This is a genomic window from Streptomyces sp. NPDC031418, assembly GCF_055581605.1.
Genome location: NZ_JBVIJC010000035.1, coordinates 34426 through 51555, shown reverse-complemented (window position 1 = coordinate 51555; position 17130 = coordinate 34426). Strand labels below are relative to the sequence as shown.

General features: G+C 73.2%; 13 protein-coding genes. 7 read left to right on the top strand and 6 right to left on the bottom strand.

What is annotated here, in order from left to right:
• Positions 1–82: 82 nt before the first annotated feature.
• Positions 83–2014 (top strand): MFS transporter, encoded by a 1932-nt coding sequence (locus ACZ5CZ_RS36230; protein WP_468948992.1) that lies wholly within the window; start codon positions 83–85, stop codon positions 2012–2014.
• 10 nt (positions 2015–2024) lie between these two features.
• On the opposite strand, the gene ACZ5CZ_RS36225 is transcribed toward ACZ5CZ_RS36230, so the two are convergent.
• Positions 2025–2873 carry a hypothetical protein gene (locus tag ACZ5CZ_RS36225; protein WP_468948991.1) on the bottom strand — a complete coding sequence of 283 codons (849 nt, stop codon included), beginning with the start codon at positions 2871–2873 and terminating at the stop codon, positions 2025–2027.
• Between the two features lie 132 nt (positions 2874–3005).
• Here ACZ5CZ_RS36225 and ACZ5CZ_RS36220 point away from each other — a divergent pair, with 132 nt between their 5' ends.
• The 3 genes from ACZ5CZ_RS36220 (at position 3006) to ACZ5CZ_RS36210 (ending at position 6149) form a co-directional block, all read left to right on the top strand.
• A complete protein-coding gene (locus ACZ5CZ_RS36220) occupies positions 3006–3794 on the top strand; it encodes an SDR family oxidoreductase (RefSeq protein ID WP_385847154.1) in 789 nt (262 codons plus the stop codon).
• Positions 3795–3922: 128 nt separating this feature from the next.
• Positions 3923–5497 carry a sodium:solute symporter family protein gene (locus tag ACZ5CZ_RS36215; RefSeq protein WP_468948990.1) on the top strand — a complete coding sequence of 525 codons (1575 nt, stop codon included), beginning with the start codon at positions 3923–3925 and terminating at the stop codon, positions 5495–5497.
• Positions 5498–5537: 40 nt separating this feature from the next.
• A complete protein-coding gene (locus tag ACZ5CZ_RS36210; protein ID WP_468948989.1) occupies positions 5538–6149 on the top strand; it encodes a hypothetical protein in 612 nt (203 codons plus the stop codon).
• A gap of 23 nt (positions 6150–6172) precedes the next feature.
• Here the strand turns inward: ACZ5CZ_RS36210 and ACZ5CZ_RS36205 are convergent, their stop codons facing one another.
• A complete protein-coding gene (locus tag ACZ5CZ_RS36205; protein ID WP_468948988.1) occupies positions 6173–7288 on the bottom strand; it encodes an ADP-ribosylglycohydrolase family protein in 1116 nt (371 codons plus the stop codon).
• Between the two features lie 135 nt (positions 7289–7423).
• The gene (locus ACZ5CZ_RS36200; RefSeq protein ID WP_468948987.1) at positions 7424–10516 is read right to left on the bottom strand and encodes a BREX system ATP-binding domain-containing protein; all 3093 of its coding nucleotides are present in this window, start codon (positions 10514–10516) and stop codon (positions 7424–7426) included.
• A gap of 80 nt (positions 10517–10596) precedes the next feature.
• On the opposite strand from ACZ5CZ_RS36200, the gene ACZ5CZ_RS36195 reads away from it, so the two are divergent.
• Entirely contained in the window at positions 10597–11100 is a 504-nt protein-coding gene (locus ACZ5CZ_RS36195; RefSeq protein WP_385847159.1) for a DUF2165 domain-containing protein, read from the top strand.
• A 25-nt stretch (positions 11101–11125) separates the two neighbouring features.
• On the opposite strand, the gene ACZ5CZ_RS36190 is transcribed toward ACZ5CZ_RS36195, so the two are convergent.
• Genes ACZ5CZ_RS36190 through ACZ5CZ_RS36180 form a run of 3 tightly spaced genes read right to left on the bottom strand, consistent with a single transcriptional unit; the run spans position 11126 to position 15228 of the window.
• Positions 11126–11692: a hypothetical protein gene (locus ACZ5CZ_RS36190; RefSeq protein ID WP_468948985.1), complete on the bottom strand. Its 567-nt coding sequence runs from the start codon at positions 11690–11692 to the stop codon at positions 11126–11128.
• Between the two features lie 59 nt (positions 11693–11751).
• Positions 11752–14337 carry a bifunctional FO biosynthesis protein CofGH gene (locus tag ACZ5CZ_RS36185; protein WP_468948983.1) on the bottom strand — a complete coding sequence of 862 codons (2586 nt, stop codon included), beginning with the start codon at positions 14335–14337 and terminating at the stop codon, positions 11752–11754.
• A 24-nt stretch (positions 14338–14361) separates the two neighbouring features.
• The gene (locus ACZ5CZ_RS36180; protein WP_385847162.1) at positions 14362–15228 is read right to left on the bottom strand and encodes a TIGR03619 family F420-dependent LLM class oxidoreductase; all 867 of its coding nucleotides are present in this window, start codon (positions 15226–15228) and stop codon (positions 14362–14364) included.
• A gap of 81 nt (positions 15229–15309) precedes the next feature.
• Between ACZ5CZ_RS36180 and ACZ5CZ_RS36175 the strand changes: the two genes are divergently transcribed.
• Both ACZ5CZ_RS36175 and ACZ5CZ_RS36170 read left to right on the top strand, forming a co-directional pair.
• The gene (locus ACZ5CZ_RS36175; RefSeq protein ID WP_468948981.1) at positions 15310–16692 is read left to right on the top strand and encodes a CehA/McbA family metallohydrolase; all 1383 of its coding nucleotides are present in this window, start codon (positions 15310–15312) and stop codon (positions 16690–16692) included.
• Between the two features lie 27 nt (positions 16693–16719).
• A complete protein-coding gene (locus tag ACZ5CZ_RS36170; RefSeq protein WP_385847164.1) occupies positions 16720–17115 on the top strand; it encodes a nitroreductase/quinone reductase family protein in 396 nt (131 codons plus the stop codon).
• The last annotated feature ends 15 nt before the right edge of the window (positions 17116–17130 follow it).

Sequence of the window (17130 nt, the reverse complement as noted above, 5' to 3'; positions counted from 1 at the left end):
AATCGGGCAGTCGTCGGTCGAGGGACGCGGCCGCGAACTGGACGAGAAGAACAGAAGACGGGATCACGGGGAGTGCCTTCAGGTGGCCACAGCGGAGCCGACACGCGCCGACGACGCCGATCCGGGCCCGGGAAACGGCCCGCGAATACGCCTGTCCACGACTGACACCATCAGCCGGGACACCGGCGGGAACGGGACCGACGGGCCCGACCGGCCCGACGGGAACAACAGAACCGGCGGGACCGGCGGGACCGACGCGCCCGCACGCGGCGGTGTGCTCGGACGGCTGCTGGCCGCCGCCGAGCCGCTGCGCCGGCGCATGCTGGCGCACCCCGTGCTGTCCGTCACCGCGCTCGCGGGCGTCCTGCACATCGTCTGGTTCTTCACCTTCGCGAACAGCGGTGGCGACCTCGCCGCGCAGGACGCCTGGGCGGAGTTCGTCGGCCGGCACCCGGACTCGGCGTACAACCTCGCGTGGTACGGCGGTATGCACCCGGTGTCGTACAGCGTGGTGTCGCCGTACCTGATGGCCGTCCTAGGCGTCCGTACGACGATGATGATCGCCGGGACGGCCTCGGCGGGTCTGCTGACGCTGCTGCTGATCCGCAGCCGGGCGGTGCGCAACCCGCTGTGGGTCTCCCTGGCCGGGGTCTTCGCGCTGCTGTGCAACGCGATCTCGGGCCGGGTGACCTTCGGGCTCGGCACCATGTTCGCGCTCGGCGCGGTCGCGGCCGTGTTCTGCTGGCCGCACCGGTGGCGGTACAAGCGCTGGGCGAAGGCGGCGGTGGCCGCTCCGCTGGCCGGGCTGTCCACCATGGCCTCGCCGGTCTCCGGGCTGTTCGTGGGCCTGGTCGCGGTCGCGCTGTTCCTCCAGAAGCGGCGGCCGGGCGCCTGGGCGCTGGGGCTCGCGCCGTCCCTGGTGGTGGCCGCGTCGTACTTCCTCTTCCCGTTCTCCGGCACCCAGCCGATGATCTTCGGCTCGGTGGTGCTGCCGCTGCTGTACGGCCTGCTCTGCCTGTTCCTGGTGCCGAGGCAGTGGGTGACCGTGCGGCTCACGGCGGCCGTGTACAGCGTCGGGGTCGTGGGGGTCTGGCTGATCAACTCGCAGATCGGCTCGAACATCTCCCGGCTGCCCATGCTGTTCGCCGGTGCGACGCTGATCGCCGCGCTGCCGTACACCGTGCCGAAGTCGCGCAAGTGGTACGTGACCGTGCTGGCCTTCCTGGGCTTCACCGGCTGGGTCGGCTTCAAGACGGTGGACGACATCATCCACACCACCCCGGCCGCGTCCTGGGCCCGTGAGCTGGCTCCGCTGGTCCACCAGCTCCAGAAGGCCGGCGCGGAGAAGGGCCGCGTCGAGGTGGTCCCGGCCCGCTCGCACCGGGAGGCCTCCGCGCTCGCGCCGTACGTGAACCTGGCGCGCGGCTGGAACCGGCAGGCCGACATGGAGCGCAACCCGCTCTTCTACGACGACACGCTGAACTCGGCGAACTACCACGAGTGGCTCCAGCGGTGGGCCGTGCACTTCGTGGTGCTGCCGAAGGACGACCCGGACGGGGACGGCGGTCAGCGCGAGCGGCAGCTGCTCCAGCGCGGGATGCCGTATCTGCGGCAGGTGTGGGGCGACGCCAACTGGCAGCTGTTCGCGGTGACGGATCCGACGCCGCTCGCCGAGCCGCACGCGGTGGTGGACGTCGTCGACCAGGGCGAGATGACGCTGGAGGTGCGCAAGCCGGGGCGGATCCTGATCCGGATCCCGTACTCGCCGTGGCTGAGCGTCGTGGACGCGCACGGCAAGAGCCTGAAGCCGCCGCAGGAGACGGAGGCGTCCAAGCACCGGGCGCCGGGCACGCCGAAGACGTACGACAACATCAACGGGTGTCTGATGGAGACCCCGGAGGACGCCAACGGGGACAAGTGGACCATGCTGCTGGCGCCGCGGGCGGGGACGTACCGGCTGGCCGCGCCGTACCAGCTGCCGCGCGGTACGCCGTGCCCGGACGAGCTGAAGTAGCGCCGCGCCCTCAGGGAGCGTCGCGCAGCTCGGACACATAGCGGTCCGTGCCCGGCACCGTGGGGATGAACGGTGCCACCAGCTCCACCCGGCCCAGTCCGGTCCCGGCGACCTCCTCGTCCAGCCCGGTGAAGTGCTCCGCCCAGCACTCCCTCGGGTCCCGCTCCAGGAACCACAGCAGGGTGAGGCGGGTGTCGACGCCCTCGACCTGCTTGACGTAGGTCATGCGGTCGCCGGGGAGCGGGGTGGGCCGGAAGACGGTCACCAGGGCGGCCGGGGAGCCGGCGATACGGCGCGGCAGGCCGCGGCCGGCCAGCCACTCCAGCAGCTCGGCGCGCTGCTCCGGCGTGCCGCTCTCCACCACCTCCAGCACCAGCCCGGCGTAGGGGTGGTCGAGGGCGTGGACGTCCCGGGGTCCGGCGGCGCCGTCCCGGTAGACCGTCGCCATGTGGTCCTGGAAGGCGGTGAAGACGTGGGTGCGGTCGTGGTGGACGCGGGCGTCGCGGTTGAGGCGCCGGTTGATGGCGACGGTCCACTGCATGTGGTCGTCGTAGCGGCCCTCGGTGATCCAGTAGGTGGAGAGGTAGCAGCCGGTGGTGACCGGCTGGGCGACCGCGGACTTCTCGGGGTAGCGCAGGAGCTGTAGCTCCCGGGTGGCGACCCAGCGGCGGCCCGCGTACATCCAGGGCATGGCCATCGCGCCGGCGTAGTAGTGGTCGTCCTCGTACCAGCGGTTGTAGGCGTACTCGTGGCCGGGGTGCGGCTCGACCATGGTGATCAGGGCGTGGCCGGGCCGCACCCCGTACGGCCCGACGGCGGCCAGTTCGCCGTACACCTCGCTGCGGGTCTCCTCGCTCATGCGGCTCCCCTTCCGTCCTGCTGCTTCCGTCCTGCTGCTTCCGTCCTGCTGCGGTCGCCCATACTCTGACGCCCCGTCAGATAAAGCGCCATACCGGAGTGCGTACCGGAGTGCATATCGGAGGAGGACCCCATGTCCCTGCTGAGCGGCAAGACCGTCGTCGTCTCCGGAGTCGGGGCCGGTCTCGGCCACCAGGTGGCCGCGGCCGTCGTACGGGACGGCGGGAACGCGGTCCTCGGGGCGCGCACCGAGGCGAACCTGGTGAAGAGCGCGGCCGGGATCGATCCGGAGGGCGGGCACACGGCGTACCGGGCGACCGACATCACGGACGAGGGCCGGTGCGCGGCGCTGGCGGAGCTGGCGCGCGAGCGGTTCGGCGGGATCGACGCCGTGGTGCACGTGGCCGCCTGGGACTCCTGCTTCGGCGGACTGGAGGACGCGGACTTCGCGACCTGGCAGTCGGTCATGGACGTCAATCTGCTCGGCACCCTGCGGATGACCCGGGCCTGCCTGCCGGCGCTGAAGGCGGGCGGGGGCGGTGCGGTGGTGTTCATCGGCACCCAGTCGGCCGTCGCCGCGCCCTCGCAGGTGCGGCAGGCCGCGTACGCCGCGTCGAAGGGGGCGCTGACGAGCGCGATGTACTCCCTCGCCCGCGAGCTGGGCCCGTACCGCATCCGGGTCAACTCGGTGCTGCCGGGCTGGATGTGGGGGCCGCCGGTGGAGGCGTACGTCCGGTTCACCGCCCACGCGGAGGGCGTGCCGGAGGCGGAGGTGCTGGGGCGGCTGACCGAGCGGACGGCGCTGCCGGAGCTGGCCACGGACGCCGATGTGGCGGACGCGGCGGTGTTCCTCGCCTCGGACCGGGCGCGGGCCATCACGGGGCAGTCGCTGCTGGTCAACGCGGGGGAGTTGATGCGGTGAGCGACCAACCGGGCCTCATATGAGCCGTTCATGTGGCTGAACGCGAGTCACCACACCGAACATTTTTACCGCGACTTGACCTTACCGTTGCTTGTCGTGTTCATGTGACCGCACTCACGATCGGGCATATGAACAGTCTCGACTGGGCCGTGCTCATCGGCTACTTCGGTGTGATGGTCGCGATCGGCGTCTGGTCGCACAAGCGCGTCGACAACGTCTCCGACTTCTTCACGGCCGGCGGCAAGATGCCCTGGTGGCTGTCCGGCATCTCGCACCACATGTCGGGCTACAGCGCGGTGATGTTCACCGGGTACGCGGGCATCGCCTACACCTACGGCGTCACCTCCTTCGTCACCTGGTCCTTCCCCATCGCGCTCGGCATCGCCATCGGCTCGAAGCTGTTCGCCCCGCGCATCAACCGGCTGCGCTCCCGCCTCCATGTGGCCTCCCCCCTCGAATACCTGAAGAACCGCTACGACCTGCCCACCCAGCAGGCCCTCGCCTGGTCCGGCATGCTGCTGAAGATCGTGGACGTGGGCGCCAAGTGGGCGGCGATCGCCACCCTGCTGTCCGTGTTCACCGGGATCTCCCTGAACCAGGGCATCCTCATCACCGGCGCGATCACCGCCGTCTACTGCACCATCGGCGGCCTGTGGGCGGACGCGCTCACCGAACTCGGCCAGTTCGTCATCCAGTTACTGGCCGGCCTGTCGATGTTCGTCGCCGTGGTGGCCAAGCTCGCCGACCGGCACATCGGCTTCCTCGACGCCTGGAACCGGCCGGAGCTGCACGGCCACGGCAAGCCCCTGGTCGGCCCCTACGGCACCGTCTTCCTGCTGGCCTTCCTCTTCATCAAGCTCTTCGAGTACAACGGCGGCATGCTCAACCAGGCCCAGCGCTACATGGCCACGGGCAGCGCCCACGCGGCCGAGCGCTCGGCACGGCTGTCGGCCGCGCTCTGGCTGGTCTGGCCGGTGGTGCTGTTCTTCCCGATGTGGATGTCCCCGCTCCTGGTCCACGCCCACAAGCCGGACGGCTCCGACTCCTACGGCCTGATGACCGAACAGCTGCTCCCGCACGGTCTGCTGGGCCTGGTCGTCGTCGGCTTCTTCTCCCACACCATGGCCATGTGCTCCTCCGACGCGAACGCCATCGCCGCCGTGTTCACCCGGGACGTGGCGCCGGTGGTCTCCGCGCGGGCCCGCACCTGGGGCGAACGCTCCGGTCTGGTCGCGGCCCGGGTCACGACGGTGGTCTTCCTCGGCCTGTCCATGGCGGTGGCGACCCAGGTCAACTCCCCCACCTTCCACGACATCATCACGGTCGTGATCAAGTGGGTGGCGGGACTCATGGGACCGATCGCGATCCCGATGATGCTGGGCCTGCTCCGCCCGTTCCGCCGCTCCGGCCCGACCGCGGCGCTGACCAGCTGGGCCCTCGGCCTGCTCGCCTTCTGGCTGGTCAACTACCCCATCAGCTGGCAGATATCGGGCGGAGTGCCGCTCCAGTACCAGGTCTCCGTGCCGCTCGCCGTCTCCCTGGTCCTCTACATCGCGATCGGCTACCTCAAGCCGGAGGACACCCCGGAGCGCCTCGCCCTCATCGAGCGGATCAACACAGATGTGGACGCCGGCCAGGCCGGTGCGGCCGTACCGGCCGGCACCGGGGAGGACACGATCGGAGCGCCCCACCAGCCACTGTAGGGTGCCGGTTGCCCAACGGATCGGCACGAACGGGGAATTGATGAGCATCCAAGCATGGCGCGCGGCCACCCGGCTGGTGGGCCGCCGGACCGCCCTGCGTCTTCTCGCCGTCGGCGTCGGGGGGTCGGTGCTCGCGGCATGCAAGAGCAGCACCTCCCACAGCGGCGGGAAGGGGAACAAGACCTCCAAGACCAGGTGGGGATCGCACCGCACGCACACCTCGTCGCCCTCCCCCGCCTCCGGCGTCACCGGCAGGGCCTTCGCGTCCTTCGTGCGCGGCACCTGGAAGGTCACCACACAGGCGCCCCACGAGTCGCCCTTCGGCTACACCATGACCATCGCCGACGGCACCTGGGCGCTGAACGGCCACGGCGGCTCCGAGAAGGGCACCTGGACGCTCCAGGGCGGCCGGCTCCGGATCAGCGTCCCCAAGGACATGGGCGGCACCGCGGGACCGACCGCCGCCGCCGAGAACGTGCCCGCCCGGGTCGCGGACTCCGTCTCCCTCAGCCTGCCCTGGCAGCCGCCCGGCGAGTCCGGCACGGCCTCCGGCCAGCGCCTGGACGTGCAGTACACCCGGCAGTCCGGGCTGCGCATCCGGCACTTCGACGCCAGTGGCAGCATGACGGTCCACCACGCCGTCCGCGCCTGACGACCGACCGGGCCGGTCGGCCGTCAGGCCCGCGGATACCGCGCCAGCCAGCCCGGTGACGAACCCGCCGGGCCGTGCAGGGCGGGGCCCTGCGTCATCTCCATGGCGAAGTCGTCGGCGAGTTCCAGCATCGTCTGCCGGCCCTCCAGCTCGGCCAGCCAGGCCGGCGGGAGGGCCGTCTCGCCGTGCAGGGCCCCGAGGAGGCCGCCGGTCAGCGCACCGGCCGCGGCGGAGGGGCCGCCCTGGTTCACCGCGAGGCACAGCCCGTGCCGTACGTCCTCGCCCACCAGCGCGCAGTACACCGACGCGGCCAGCAGCCCGTCCGCCGTGCCGTCCCCGGCCAGCTCCTCCACTCGCGTGGCGCTCGGGATCCCCTGCCGCACCGCACCCAGCGCGTGCTGCAACGCGTCCGCGACGGGCTGGTGGCCGGGGCGGGCGGCGAGCAGCGCCAGCGCCCGCTGCACGGCGGCGTCCAGGCTCTCCCCGCGCGCCAGCGTGTGCACGATCACCGCGTAGGCGCCGGCCGACAGACAGGCCAGCGGATGGCCGTGGCTCTGCGCGGCGCACTCCACCGCCAACTGCACCACCAGCTGCGGCTCCCAGCCGACCAGCAGCCCGAACGGCGCCGACCGGGCGACCGCCTCCGGTCCCATCTCGCCCGGGTTCTTCGGCCGCTCCAGCGTCCCCATGACCTCGTCGCCGAACCCGATGAGCAGCGCGCGGCTGGGCTCCCGGCGGGCGTACAGCCACTCCTCCCGCGCCAGCCAGCCGTCGTCCTTGCGGCGCTCGTCCGGGCCCCAGTCCCGCTGGGTGGCCGCCCAGCGCAGATAGGCCCGGTGCAGATCGGTCGGCGGGTGCCAGGCACCGGTGTCCCGGCGCACCTGGGCCCGGATCAGCCCGTCCACGGTGAACAGGGTCAGCTGGGTGTGGTGGGTGATGCTGCCGCGCCGCCCGTGCCCGAAGGCGAGGTCGAGCAGCCCCTCGGGGCCGTACGCGGCCCGGATCTCCTCCAGGGACAGGGCGTCGGCCGGCCCGCCGAGCGCGTCCCCCAGGGCGACCCCGAGCAGCGCGCCGCGCACCCGGCTGCGGTAGTCCTGCTGCTCGGCACGGCCCCAGACGGCACCGGACGTCCCACCCACCCGAACCTCCTTACGGCACCGTGCGCCCGTACGACCGTAGGCACTGTAATCGACCGTGAACACCCCGTTCAGTGGGGCAAACCGGCCCCGTACGGTCAAACACGCCGCTGCACGGCGTCAATCTCCGTCGCTTCATCACACAAGGTCCGACACCGGCCACTCGGCGAAGCGCGCCCGCAGCCCGTCCCTGGCTCCGGCGACCCTCGTCAGCCGGGGGGTGAGTCTCGGGCGGTCGGTGCCGGGGGTGTGGAGCAGGAGGGTGAGGGAGTCGGCCAGGAGGCAGAGGGCGTCGTACTCGGTGGGGCCGTGGTGGAGGACGGTGTCCAGGCGGGGCCCGTCCCCGAGGGCCGCGCTCGTCGTGGCCTCGATGACCGCCCTGTCCTGCGCGGGCTGGTCGGTGCGGTGCCGGATCTCGTGGGCCAGGCGGGCCCACAGCGGGCGGGCGGCGGCGATGCCCCGGCTGCCGCCGACGGCCAGGGCGAGGTGCAGCAGGCCCATCGGCTCGTCCTCGGTCCGCCACTCCTCGGCGGCCTGCCGGGCCAGGCCCCAGTCGAGCAGCCGCAGATGGACGGCGCACCGGGTGGAGGCCAGGTCGGACGCGGCGAGCGCCTCCGCGAACCGGCTCTCCAGCACATGCACACGGGCCAGCTGGTAGCGGGCCCACGCGGGGTCGTCGCCCAGGGAGGGGAGCCGCTCCAGGTCCGTGCGGGCCTGCTCCAGGCGGCCCACCGCGATGTTCGTCCGGATCGCGTTGGTGAGGGCCCAGGCGCCCCGCGGGTCGAGTTCCACCGCGCGGTGGGCGTCGGCGAGTGCCCGGTCGTAGGCGCGCCGGCGGCGGTGGACCTGGGAGCGGTGCACCAGGGCCCAGGGGTAGTCCGGGGCGAGGCCGAGCGCGTGGTCGAGGTCCGCGAGCGCCTCCGCGTCCCGGCCGTGCCGGCTGTGCAGGGCGCCCCGGCTGGCGTAGGCGGAGGCGTACCGGGGGTCGAGGCCGATGGCTTTCGCGTAGTCGGCGAGTGCTTCCGTCTGGCGGCCCGCGGCGGCGAGCGCGTCGCCCCGCTCGCACAGCACCCACGGCGCCTCGGGGTCGAGTTCCGCCGCGCGGTCGAGGTCGGCCAGCTGCTGGGCGCGTTCGCCGCGGGAGCGCCGGACCCGGGCCCGGATGACCAGGGCCCACACATAGCCGGGGTCGGCCGCCAGCGCCCGGTCCAGGTCGGTGAGGGCCAGGTCGTCCTGGCCGAGTGCGTGCCGCAGGGCGCCCCGCGCGGCACGGGCGAGGGTCAGGGTCGGGTCGAGTCGGAGCGCCCGGTCGAGGTCCGCGAGCGCCTCCAGGTACCGGCCGGCCCGCCTGCGGTGCTCGCCGCGGAAGCCCAGGGTGGCGGCATCGTCGGGGTCCAGCTCGACCGCCCGGTCCAGGTCGGCCAGGGCCGCCTCGACATCGCCCACGTTCGCCCGGGTGAGGGCCCGGACGGTGTAGGTGCGGGCCTGCCCGGGGTCGAGCGCGACGGCCCTGTCGAACTCGGCCAGCGCGTGGTCGTAGTCCTCACCGGCGTGGAAGATCTCGCCGCGGAAGAGGTGCGCGCGGATCCGGGAGGTGGTGTCGAGCGGGGCCCGGTCCAGGAGCAGGGCGAGCGCTCCGGCGGTGTTCGGTGCCTGGAGCGCGGTCAGCAGGTCGCGGCCCCAGCGGGCCGGTGCCGCGTCCTGGGCGTCCTCCCCCGCCTCCGCGAGCATCCGGGCCCAGCGGCGGGCCTCCTCGTCCCCCCGGCGGCAGGCCCGCACCACGGCCCGAAGGGCCGACGGCAGTGCCGTCGGCTCGCCCGCGCACAGCCGGTGGTAGGCCTCCGCCAGCCGCAGTTCGCGCCATCTGTCGTCGGCCCACTGGTCGTCCAGCCCGGCCGCGCGCTCCTCCCGCCAGGCCGCGTGCACCTCCGCCAGCCGTTGCTGGCGCCGCGCCCAGCCGCGCGGCGACCGGCTGCGCTGCAACCGCAGCATCGGTGCCCGTACGACGTCGTGGTACTGGACCCGGTCGGCGCGCTCGCTGACGAACGGCATCCCGCGCAGCCAGTCGTACAGGGCGTCGGCCTCCGTCTCGGGGCAGTCGGTGACGGCCCGGAACACGTCGGCGTCCAGGCGCCGGGGCAGCGCGCAGGCGAGGGCGACGGACCGCCGTACCGGGTCGGGTTCCCACTTCAGGAAGCGGTCCACGGCGGTGGCGCTCGGGTCGCCCACGTCGTCGGGGTCGGCCGGGCGGGTCGCGGCGAGGGTGGAGACGAGGACGGGCAGGCCGCCGGTCAGCCGGAGCACCTCCGCGACCACCGGCTCGTCCAGCACCCCCCGGTCCGCGAGCAGCCCGCGCGCCTCCGCCTCCGTGAACGGCCCGATCGGCAGGTCCGTCATGAAGTCGGCGAAGCCGCCCCAGCGGGCGGTGTCGAAGGGCCGCTGACCGGCGGTGACGACGATGACGTTGGCGGGCAGGGCGCCGTACCGGTCGGTGGTCATCAGGGTGTGCAGCCAGGCGTCGAGGAACGGGCCGGTGCGTTCGTAGGTGTCGAAGAACAGGACGAGCCAGGGGACGGCGGAGGTGACCGCCGGCAGCTCCTCCAGCAGCCGGGGGGTCAGGACCCGCTCCGGGGACAGCACCAGCTGGACGTCCTCCTGGTCGCGGAAGCGCGCGCTGAGCCGGGCCTTCAGCCGGGTCGCGCCCTCCGCGAGCTGGGCCGCGTCCACCGCGCCCACGAAGGCGCCGGCGCCGGGGACCAGGGCGCCCAGGCCCGCCATGCCCAGCCGTACCGCCGTGGTGGTGAGCGGGGACGGGCCGCCGGGCAGGTCCGGGGCGGGTTCCAGGGTGGCGACCTCGGCCTCGGCCTCGTGCCGGCGCTCCCGGTGGGCGGCGAGACGTTCCTCCAGTTTCTTCAACCGGTGGCCCTGTTCGGCGAGTCGGCGGCTGATCGCGGTGAGCGCCTCGGGCACGCTGCCGGCGCTCTCGTCCACGTACGCGGTGACCGCGCCGCGCTCCCGGGCGATCTGCTCCAGTTCCCGGACCAGGAAGGTCTTTCCGACGCCGGCCTGGCCGTGGATGTGGAAGAGGAAGCGGTGCCGCTCGTCCTCCGGGGCCAGGTCCAGGTTCTCCCGGAAGGCGGCCCGTTCGTCGCTGCGGCCGATGAACCCCGCGCGTCTGCGCCTCCCGATCAGTTCGTGCATCGACGGCCGCCGTGCCTGCCCCTGCGCCATGCCCCGACCTCCCCCGGCCAGGGTTCATTGTGGCTCAATGCGCGTGCCGGGACGGGGCGTTCGTCAGGCAGAATCCAGCCATGACCACCACCCCCACCAGTAACTCGGGCCTCAGGCTTGCCGCCGGTGTGCTCACCGGCATACTCGCGCTCTACATCGCCCTGGTAGCGCTCGGCAACATCACCGACTTCGGCACCAACCAGCAGTTCGTACGGCATGTCCTGGCGATGGACACCACGTTCGGGGACGACCGCCTGATGTGGCGGGCCGTGACCAGCAAGGGGCTGGAGGACACCGCGTACGTCCTCATCATCGCGTGGGAGACCGCGGCCGCCCTGGTGCTGGTGTGGGGCACCTGGCTGTGGGCGCGGGGCCGGGACGAGGCGGCCGCCCGGCGCTGGTCCACCTACGGGCTGCTGATGCTGCTGGTGCTGTTCGGTGCCGGGTTCATCGCGATCGGCGGCGAGTGGTTCTCGATGTGGCAGTCGAAGAGCTGGAACGGACTGGACGCCGCCACCCGGATCTTCCTGCTCAGCGGGGTCGCGCTGATCGTCAACCAGCTGCCGTCCCGCACCCGGGACTGACCCCTGCCGGACGACCGGCAGCCCCTTACGGGACGACCATCACCTTGGTACCGGCGTCGCCGAAGGCCCACAGGGCGGCGCCGTCCTCCTTGTGCATCCGGATGCCGCCCAGCTTCTTGCTGCCGTCGGCCGGGGGCGGCGAGGAGCCGTCCAGGGCGTTGGAGAACGCTATGTTCACGCCCTCCGCCTTGGTGAAGTACATGACGTGCTCGATCTCCACCCCGTCCGAGCCCTTCAGGGACTGGATGCGCAGGGTGACCGAGTAGCGGCCGGGCTGCGGGGCGACCGTGCCCGGCCACACCGTGAAGCTGCGGGAGGCCCGGCCGGTCGCGTCGACCAGCCACACCCGCTTCCCGGCGAGCGAGTAGACGATCCGGCGGCCCTGTCCCGATGCCTCGGGCAGGGCGGGCGGGCCCGAGGGCTTCGGGTCGGCGGGCGCGTGGCTGCCCGCGGACGCCGACGGGTTGGGCTTCGCCACGGCGGCCGTGGGATGCGGCCCGTGGTTCGCCTGGACGGCGAGGGCGATGACGGCCGCGGTCGCCCCAGCCGTCAGACCGGTGACCCAGGCCCAGGAGGGCAGTCGGGCAGCCACGGGTACGCATCTCCTCCGCTACGGGGCCCCCGCTCGGTTCGGGGGTCGGATCATCGTACTCAGTCCAGTACGGGCAGCAGCTCGGGCAGGTGGCCGTCGGAGGCCTCGGCCGCCCGCTGCCGCTCCTGCGGGACCTCGCCGTAGAGCGTGGTGCGCGGCTTCGCCGGGCGGCCGGCCGCCTCGGCCACGGCCACCAGGTCGCGGACCGACTTGTACGAGCCGTACGACGAGCCCGCCATCCGGGAGATCGTCTCCTCCATCAGGGTTCCGCCCAGGTCGTTGGCGCCGGAGCGGAGCATCTCCGCCGCGCCCTCGGTGCCCAGCTTGACCCAGCTGGTCTGGATGTTCGGGATCCAGGGGTGCAGCAGCAGCCGGGCCATGGCCGTCACCGCGCGGTTGTCCCGGGTCGTCGGGCCCGGACGGGCGATGCCCGCCAGATACACCGGCGCGTTGGTGTGGATGAACGGGAGGGTGACGAACTCGGTGAAACCGCCCGTCTCCTGCTGGATCCCGGCGAGGGTGCGCAGATGGCCGAGCCAGTGGCGGGGCTGGTCGACATGGCCGTACATCATCGTCGAGGAGGAGCGGATGCCCACCTCGTGGGCGGTCCGGATCACCTCGATCCAGGTGGCCGTGGGCAGCTTGCCCTTGGTCAGCACCCAGCGGACCTCGTCGTCCAGGATCTCCGCGGCCGTGCCCGGGATGGTGTCCAGGCCGGCCTCCTTCGCCGCCGTCAGCCACTCGCGGACCGGCATGCCGGTACGGGTGGCGCCGTTCACCACCTCCATCGGGGAGAAGGCGTGCACATGCATGCCGGGGACGGCGGCCTTCACCGCCCGCGCGATGTCGAAGTAGGCGGTGCCGGGCAGGTCGGGGTGGATACCGCCCTGCATGCACACCTCGACCGCACCGACGTCCCACGCCTGCCGGGCCCGGTCGGCGACCTGCTCCAGGGAGAGGGTGTAGGCGTCCGCGTCGGTGCGGCGCTGGGCGAAGGCGCAGAAGCGGCAGCCGGTGTAGCAGACGTTGGTGAAGTTGATGTTCCGGGTGACGATGTACGTCACGTCGTCGCCGACCGCCGAGCGGCGCACGTCGTCGGCCACCCGGCACAGCGCGTCCAGCGCCGGGCCGTCCGCGTGCAGCAGGGCGAGGGCCTCCGCGTCGGTCAGCTTCGTCGGGTCGTCGGCCGCCGTGCGCAGGGCCTGCCGTACGTCGGTGTCGATCCGTTCCGGCGCCATGCCGGGGGCGGCCGCCTCGCGCAGGGCCGCCCAGTCGCCGTACACCTCGTCGAAGTCGTCGCGCCGGTCGGCGGTACGGCCCTCGGTGTCGATCGTACGGTGCAGCTCGGTGCGGCCGGAGGGGACGAACACCTCCTCCGGTTCCTGCCAGGGCAGGCCCCGGGGGCGGGCGTCGGGCCGGGCCAGGCCGGTCTCCGGGTCGGCGAGCGCGGCGACGTGCGGGCGCAGCCGGGGGTCCAGCCAGGGTTCGCCGCGGCGCACGAACTCCGGGTACACGCACAGCCGTTCCCGCAGCTCGAAACCGGCCGTCGCCGAGCGCTCGGCCAGCTCCTCGATCTGCGGCCAGGGGCGCTCGGGGTTGACGTGGTCGATGGTGAGCGGGGAGACCCCGCCCCAGTCGTCGATGCCCGCGCCGATCAGCCGCTCGTACTCGCCGGCGACGAGGTTCGGCGGGGCCTGGAGGCAGGCGGAGGGGCCCATGAGGTGCCGGGCGACGGCGACGGTGGCGACGAGGTCGTCCAGCTCGGCGTCCGGCATGCCGCGCATCGCCGTGTCGGGCTTGGCGCGGAAGTTCTGGATGATCAGTTCCTGGATGCCGTGGTAGGCGCGGGCGACCTTGCGCAGCGCGAACAGGGACTCCGCACGCTCCTCGTAGGTCTCCCCGATGCCGATCAGCAGGCCGGAGGTGAAGGGCACCGAGGACCGGCCCGCGTCCTCCAGCACCCGCAGCCGTACGGCGGGTTCCTTGTCCGGGGAGCCGTGGTGCGGGCCGCCGGGCTCGGACCACAGGCGGGTCGCGGTGGTCTCCAGCATCATCCCCATGGACGGCGCGACCGGCTTGAGCCGCTGGAAGTCCGTCCAGGTCAGCACGCCCGGGTTGAGGTGGGGCAGCAGGCCCGTCTCCTCCAGGATGCGGATGGAGATCGCGCGGACATAGGCGATGGTGTCGTCGTAGCCGTGCGCGTCGAGCCACTCGCGCGCCTCCGGCCAGCGGTCCTCCGGCTTGTCGCCGAGGGTGATCAGGGCTTCCTTGCAGCCGAGTTCGGCGCCGCGGCGGGCGATGTCCAGCACCTCGTCGGGGGACATGAACATGCCGTGCCCGGCGCGGCGCAGCTTGCCGGGGACGGTGACGAAGGTGCAGTAGTGGCACTTGTCCCGGCACAGCCGGGTGAGCGGGATGAAGACGCTCTTCGAATACGTGATGACCCCGGGGCGGCCCGCCTGGGCGAGGCCCGCGTCCCGCACCCGGGCGGCGGACGCGGCGAGGTCGGTCAGGGCCTCGCCGCGGGCCTGGAGCAGCACCGCCGCCTCGGTGACGTCGAGGGCGACGCCGTCCCGGGCGCGTTTGAGGGCGCGACGCATGGAGTTCTCGGTGGGGCCGGTTCCGGAGGTCGCGGAAGTGGTCATCTCTCGAGGATACGGAAGCGGCGATCACGCCTGAGACTGGTTGCCCGGCAGGAAGGTCGCGTATGAGTCGAGCGCCCGCAGCACCTCCGCCTCCCCGGCCGGCGGCAGCTGCACCACCACCTCCTCGATGCCCAGCTCGGCGTAGTGGGCGAGCTTGCCGGGGCTGGGGTGGACCGCGTACGGGACGACCTGGAGATCGGCCGGATCGCGGCCCGCGTCGGCCCAGGCGGCGCGCAGCCGCGGCAGGGACTCGGTGAGGCCGCGCCCGCCGATCGGCAGCCAGCCGTCGGCGTACTCGGCGATGTGCGCGAACAGCCGGGGTCCGGCGGCCCCGCCCACCAGGGTGCGCGGGCCGACCACCGGGCCGCGCGGCCGCCGCACCGGCTTGGGGTGCGCGAAGCTGGCCCGCACGCCCCCGAACGCGCCCTGGTACGCGGTCGGTTCCGCGGACCACAGCGCCTGCATGATCCGCACCCGGTCCCGCACCAGGTCCCGGCGGGTACGCCAGTCCACGCCGTGGTCGGCGGCCTCCTCCACGTTCCACCCGTAGCCGAGGCCGAGGGTGAAGCGGCCGCCGGAGAGGTGGTCCAGGGTGGCGATCTGCTTGGCGAGGACGATCGGGTCGTGCTGGGCCAGCAGAGTGATCCCGGTCCCCAGCCCGAGCCGCGAGGTGACGGCCGCGGCCTGGCCGAGGGCGACGAAGGGATCGAGGGTACGGCCGTACTCGGGCGGCAGCTCGCCCCCGCCCGGATACGGAGTGGTGCGCTCGACGGGGATATGGGTGTGCTCGGGCAGATACAGCCCGGAGAAACCGCGCGCTTCCAGCTCGGGGGCGAGGCGCACGGGGGTGACGGTCTCGTCGGTGAGGAAGATCGTGACGGCGATACGCATGAGCCATCGTACCGACTGGTTGGTCACCTGTCGTGGACGTGTGGTTCCTCATGCGGCCTCCCGGCGCCTAGCGTGGGCCTTGTGACCAGCTTGCGCGGCAGACTCGCACCAGGTTCACCGGACTACGTCTACCTCCCCTTCGAGGTGCCGCCCCGCACCGCCGGGCTGCATGTCTCCTACCGCTACGACCGGCCTGCCACCCCCGGCGGAGTCCCGGGCAACGCGCTCGACATCGGGCTCTTCGACGAGCGGGGGGTCGAGGAGGGGTTCCGGGGCTGGTCGGGCGGGGCGCGGAGCGAGTTCTCCGTGCGCGGCGACACCGCGACCCCCGGCTATCTCCCCGGCCCGCTGAACCCCGGCGTCTGGCACATCGCGCTCGGCCCCTACACGATCGCGCCGCAGGGACTGTCGTACGACGTGACGGTGACCCTCACGGAGGGGGAACCGGCGCCCACCCCGCCGCCCCGGTATCCGCCGTCCCGCGCCCGGGGCCGGGGCCGGGACTGGTACCGGGGCGACTGCCATCTGCACTCCCGGCACTCCGACGGCACCCGCACCCCGGCACAGATCGCCTCGCTCGCCCGCGCGGCCGGGCTGGACTTCGTCAACAGCTCCGACCACAACACCCATGCCTCGCACGCCCACTGGGCCGACGCGGCGGGCGAGGACCTGCTGGTACTGCTGGGCGAGGAGGTCACCACCAGGAACGGCCACGTCCTCGCCCTCGGCACCGACCCGGGCACCTTCGTCGACTGGCGCTACCGGGCCCGGGACCACCGCAGGGCCCGCTTCGCCGACCGGATCCACGGCGCGGGCGGACTGGTCGTACCGGCCCATCCGTACGCCCCCTGCGTCGGCTGCGCCTGGAAGTTCGGGTTCGCGGACGCGGACGTGCTCGAGGTGTGGAACGGGCCGTGGACGCCCGACGACGAGGTGGCGCTGGCCGCCTGGGACGGGCTGCTGGGGGCCGCCGCGTCCGAGGGGCGGCCCTGGCTTCCGGCGATGGGCGGCAGTGACGCGCACCGGCCCCCGGACACGGTCGGGCACCCGCAGACGGTGGTCCTCGCCGACGACCTCACCCGGGAGGCGATCCAGCAGGGGCTGCGGGCCGGGCGGTCGTACGTCGCCGAGTCCCGGCGGGTGGCGCTGTCCCTCACCGCGACCGCCGCGAGCGGTGCGCGGGCCGGGGTCGGCGAACGGCTGGCGGCCGGGGCCGACGAGCCGGTGACCGTCCGGCTGGCGGTCACCGGGGCGCCGCGCTGCACCGTCCGGTTCGTCACCGACCAGGGCGTGCTGTGCACCGGCGGGCCGCTGCCGGTGGCGGGGTCGGGCACCGTCGAGTGGCGTACCACGCCCGCGAACGCGGCCCATGTGCGCGCCGAGGTACGGCACGAGTCGGCGCTCGGCCCGGTGCCGGGGATGATGGCGGCGTTCACCAACCCGGTCTTCCTCGGGGCCGGCTGATCCCCGAGAGCGACGGAAGCGAGAGACATGGCACCCCGCAGCGACCTCAAACACCGCCTCGTGACCCGCTTCCAGCGGCACCTGGCCAACCCCCTGGCCCGGCGCATGCCCTTCCAGACCCTGCTGGAGACCACCGGCCGCAGCTCCGGGCTGCCCCGCCGGACCCCGGTCGGCGGGCGCCGGGTGGGCCGGTCCTTCTGGCTGGTCTCGGAGTTCGGGCACCGCTCCCAGTACGTCCGGAACATCCAGGCCGACCCCCGGGTCCGCGTCCGGCTCGCCGGCCGCTGGCACCACGGCACCGCCCACCTCCTGCCCGACGACGACCCGGTCGCCCGTCTGCGCACCCTGCCCCGCTTCAACAGCGCGGCGGTCCGGGCCTTCGGCACCGGGCTGCTGACCATCCGGGTGGACCTGGCCGACTGAGCCGGGAAAGACTGC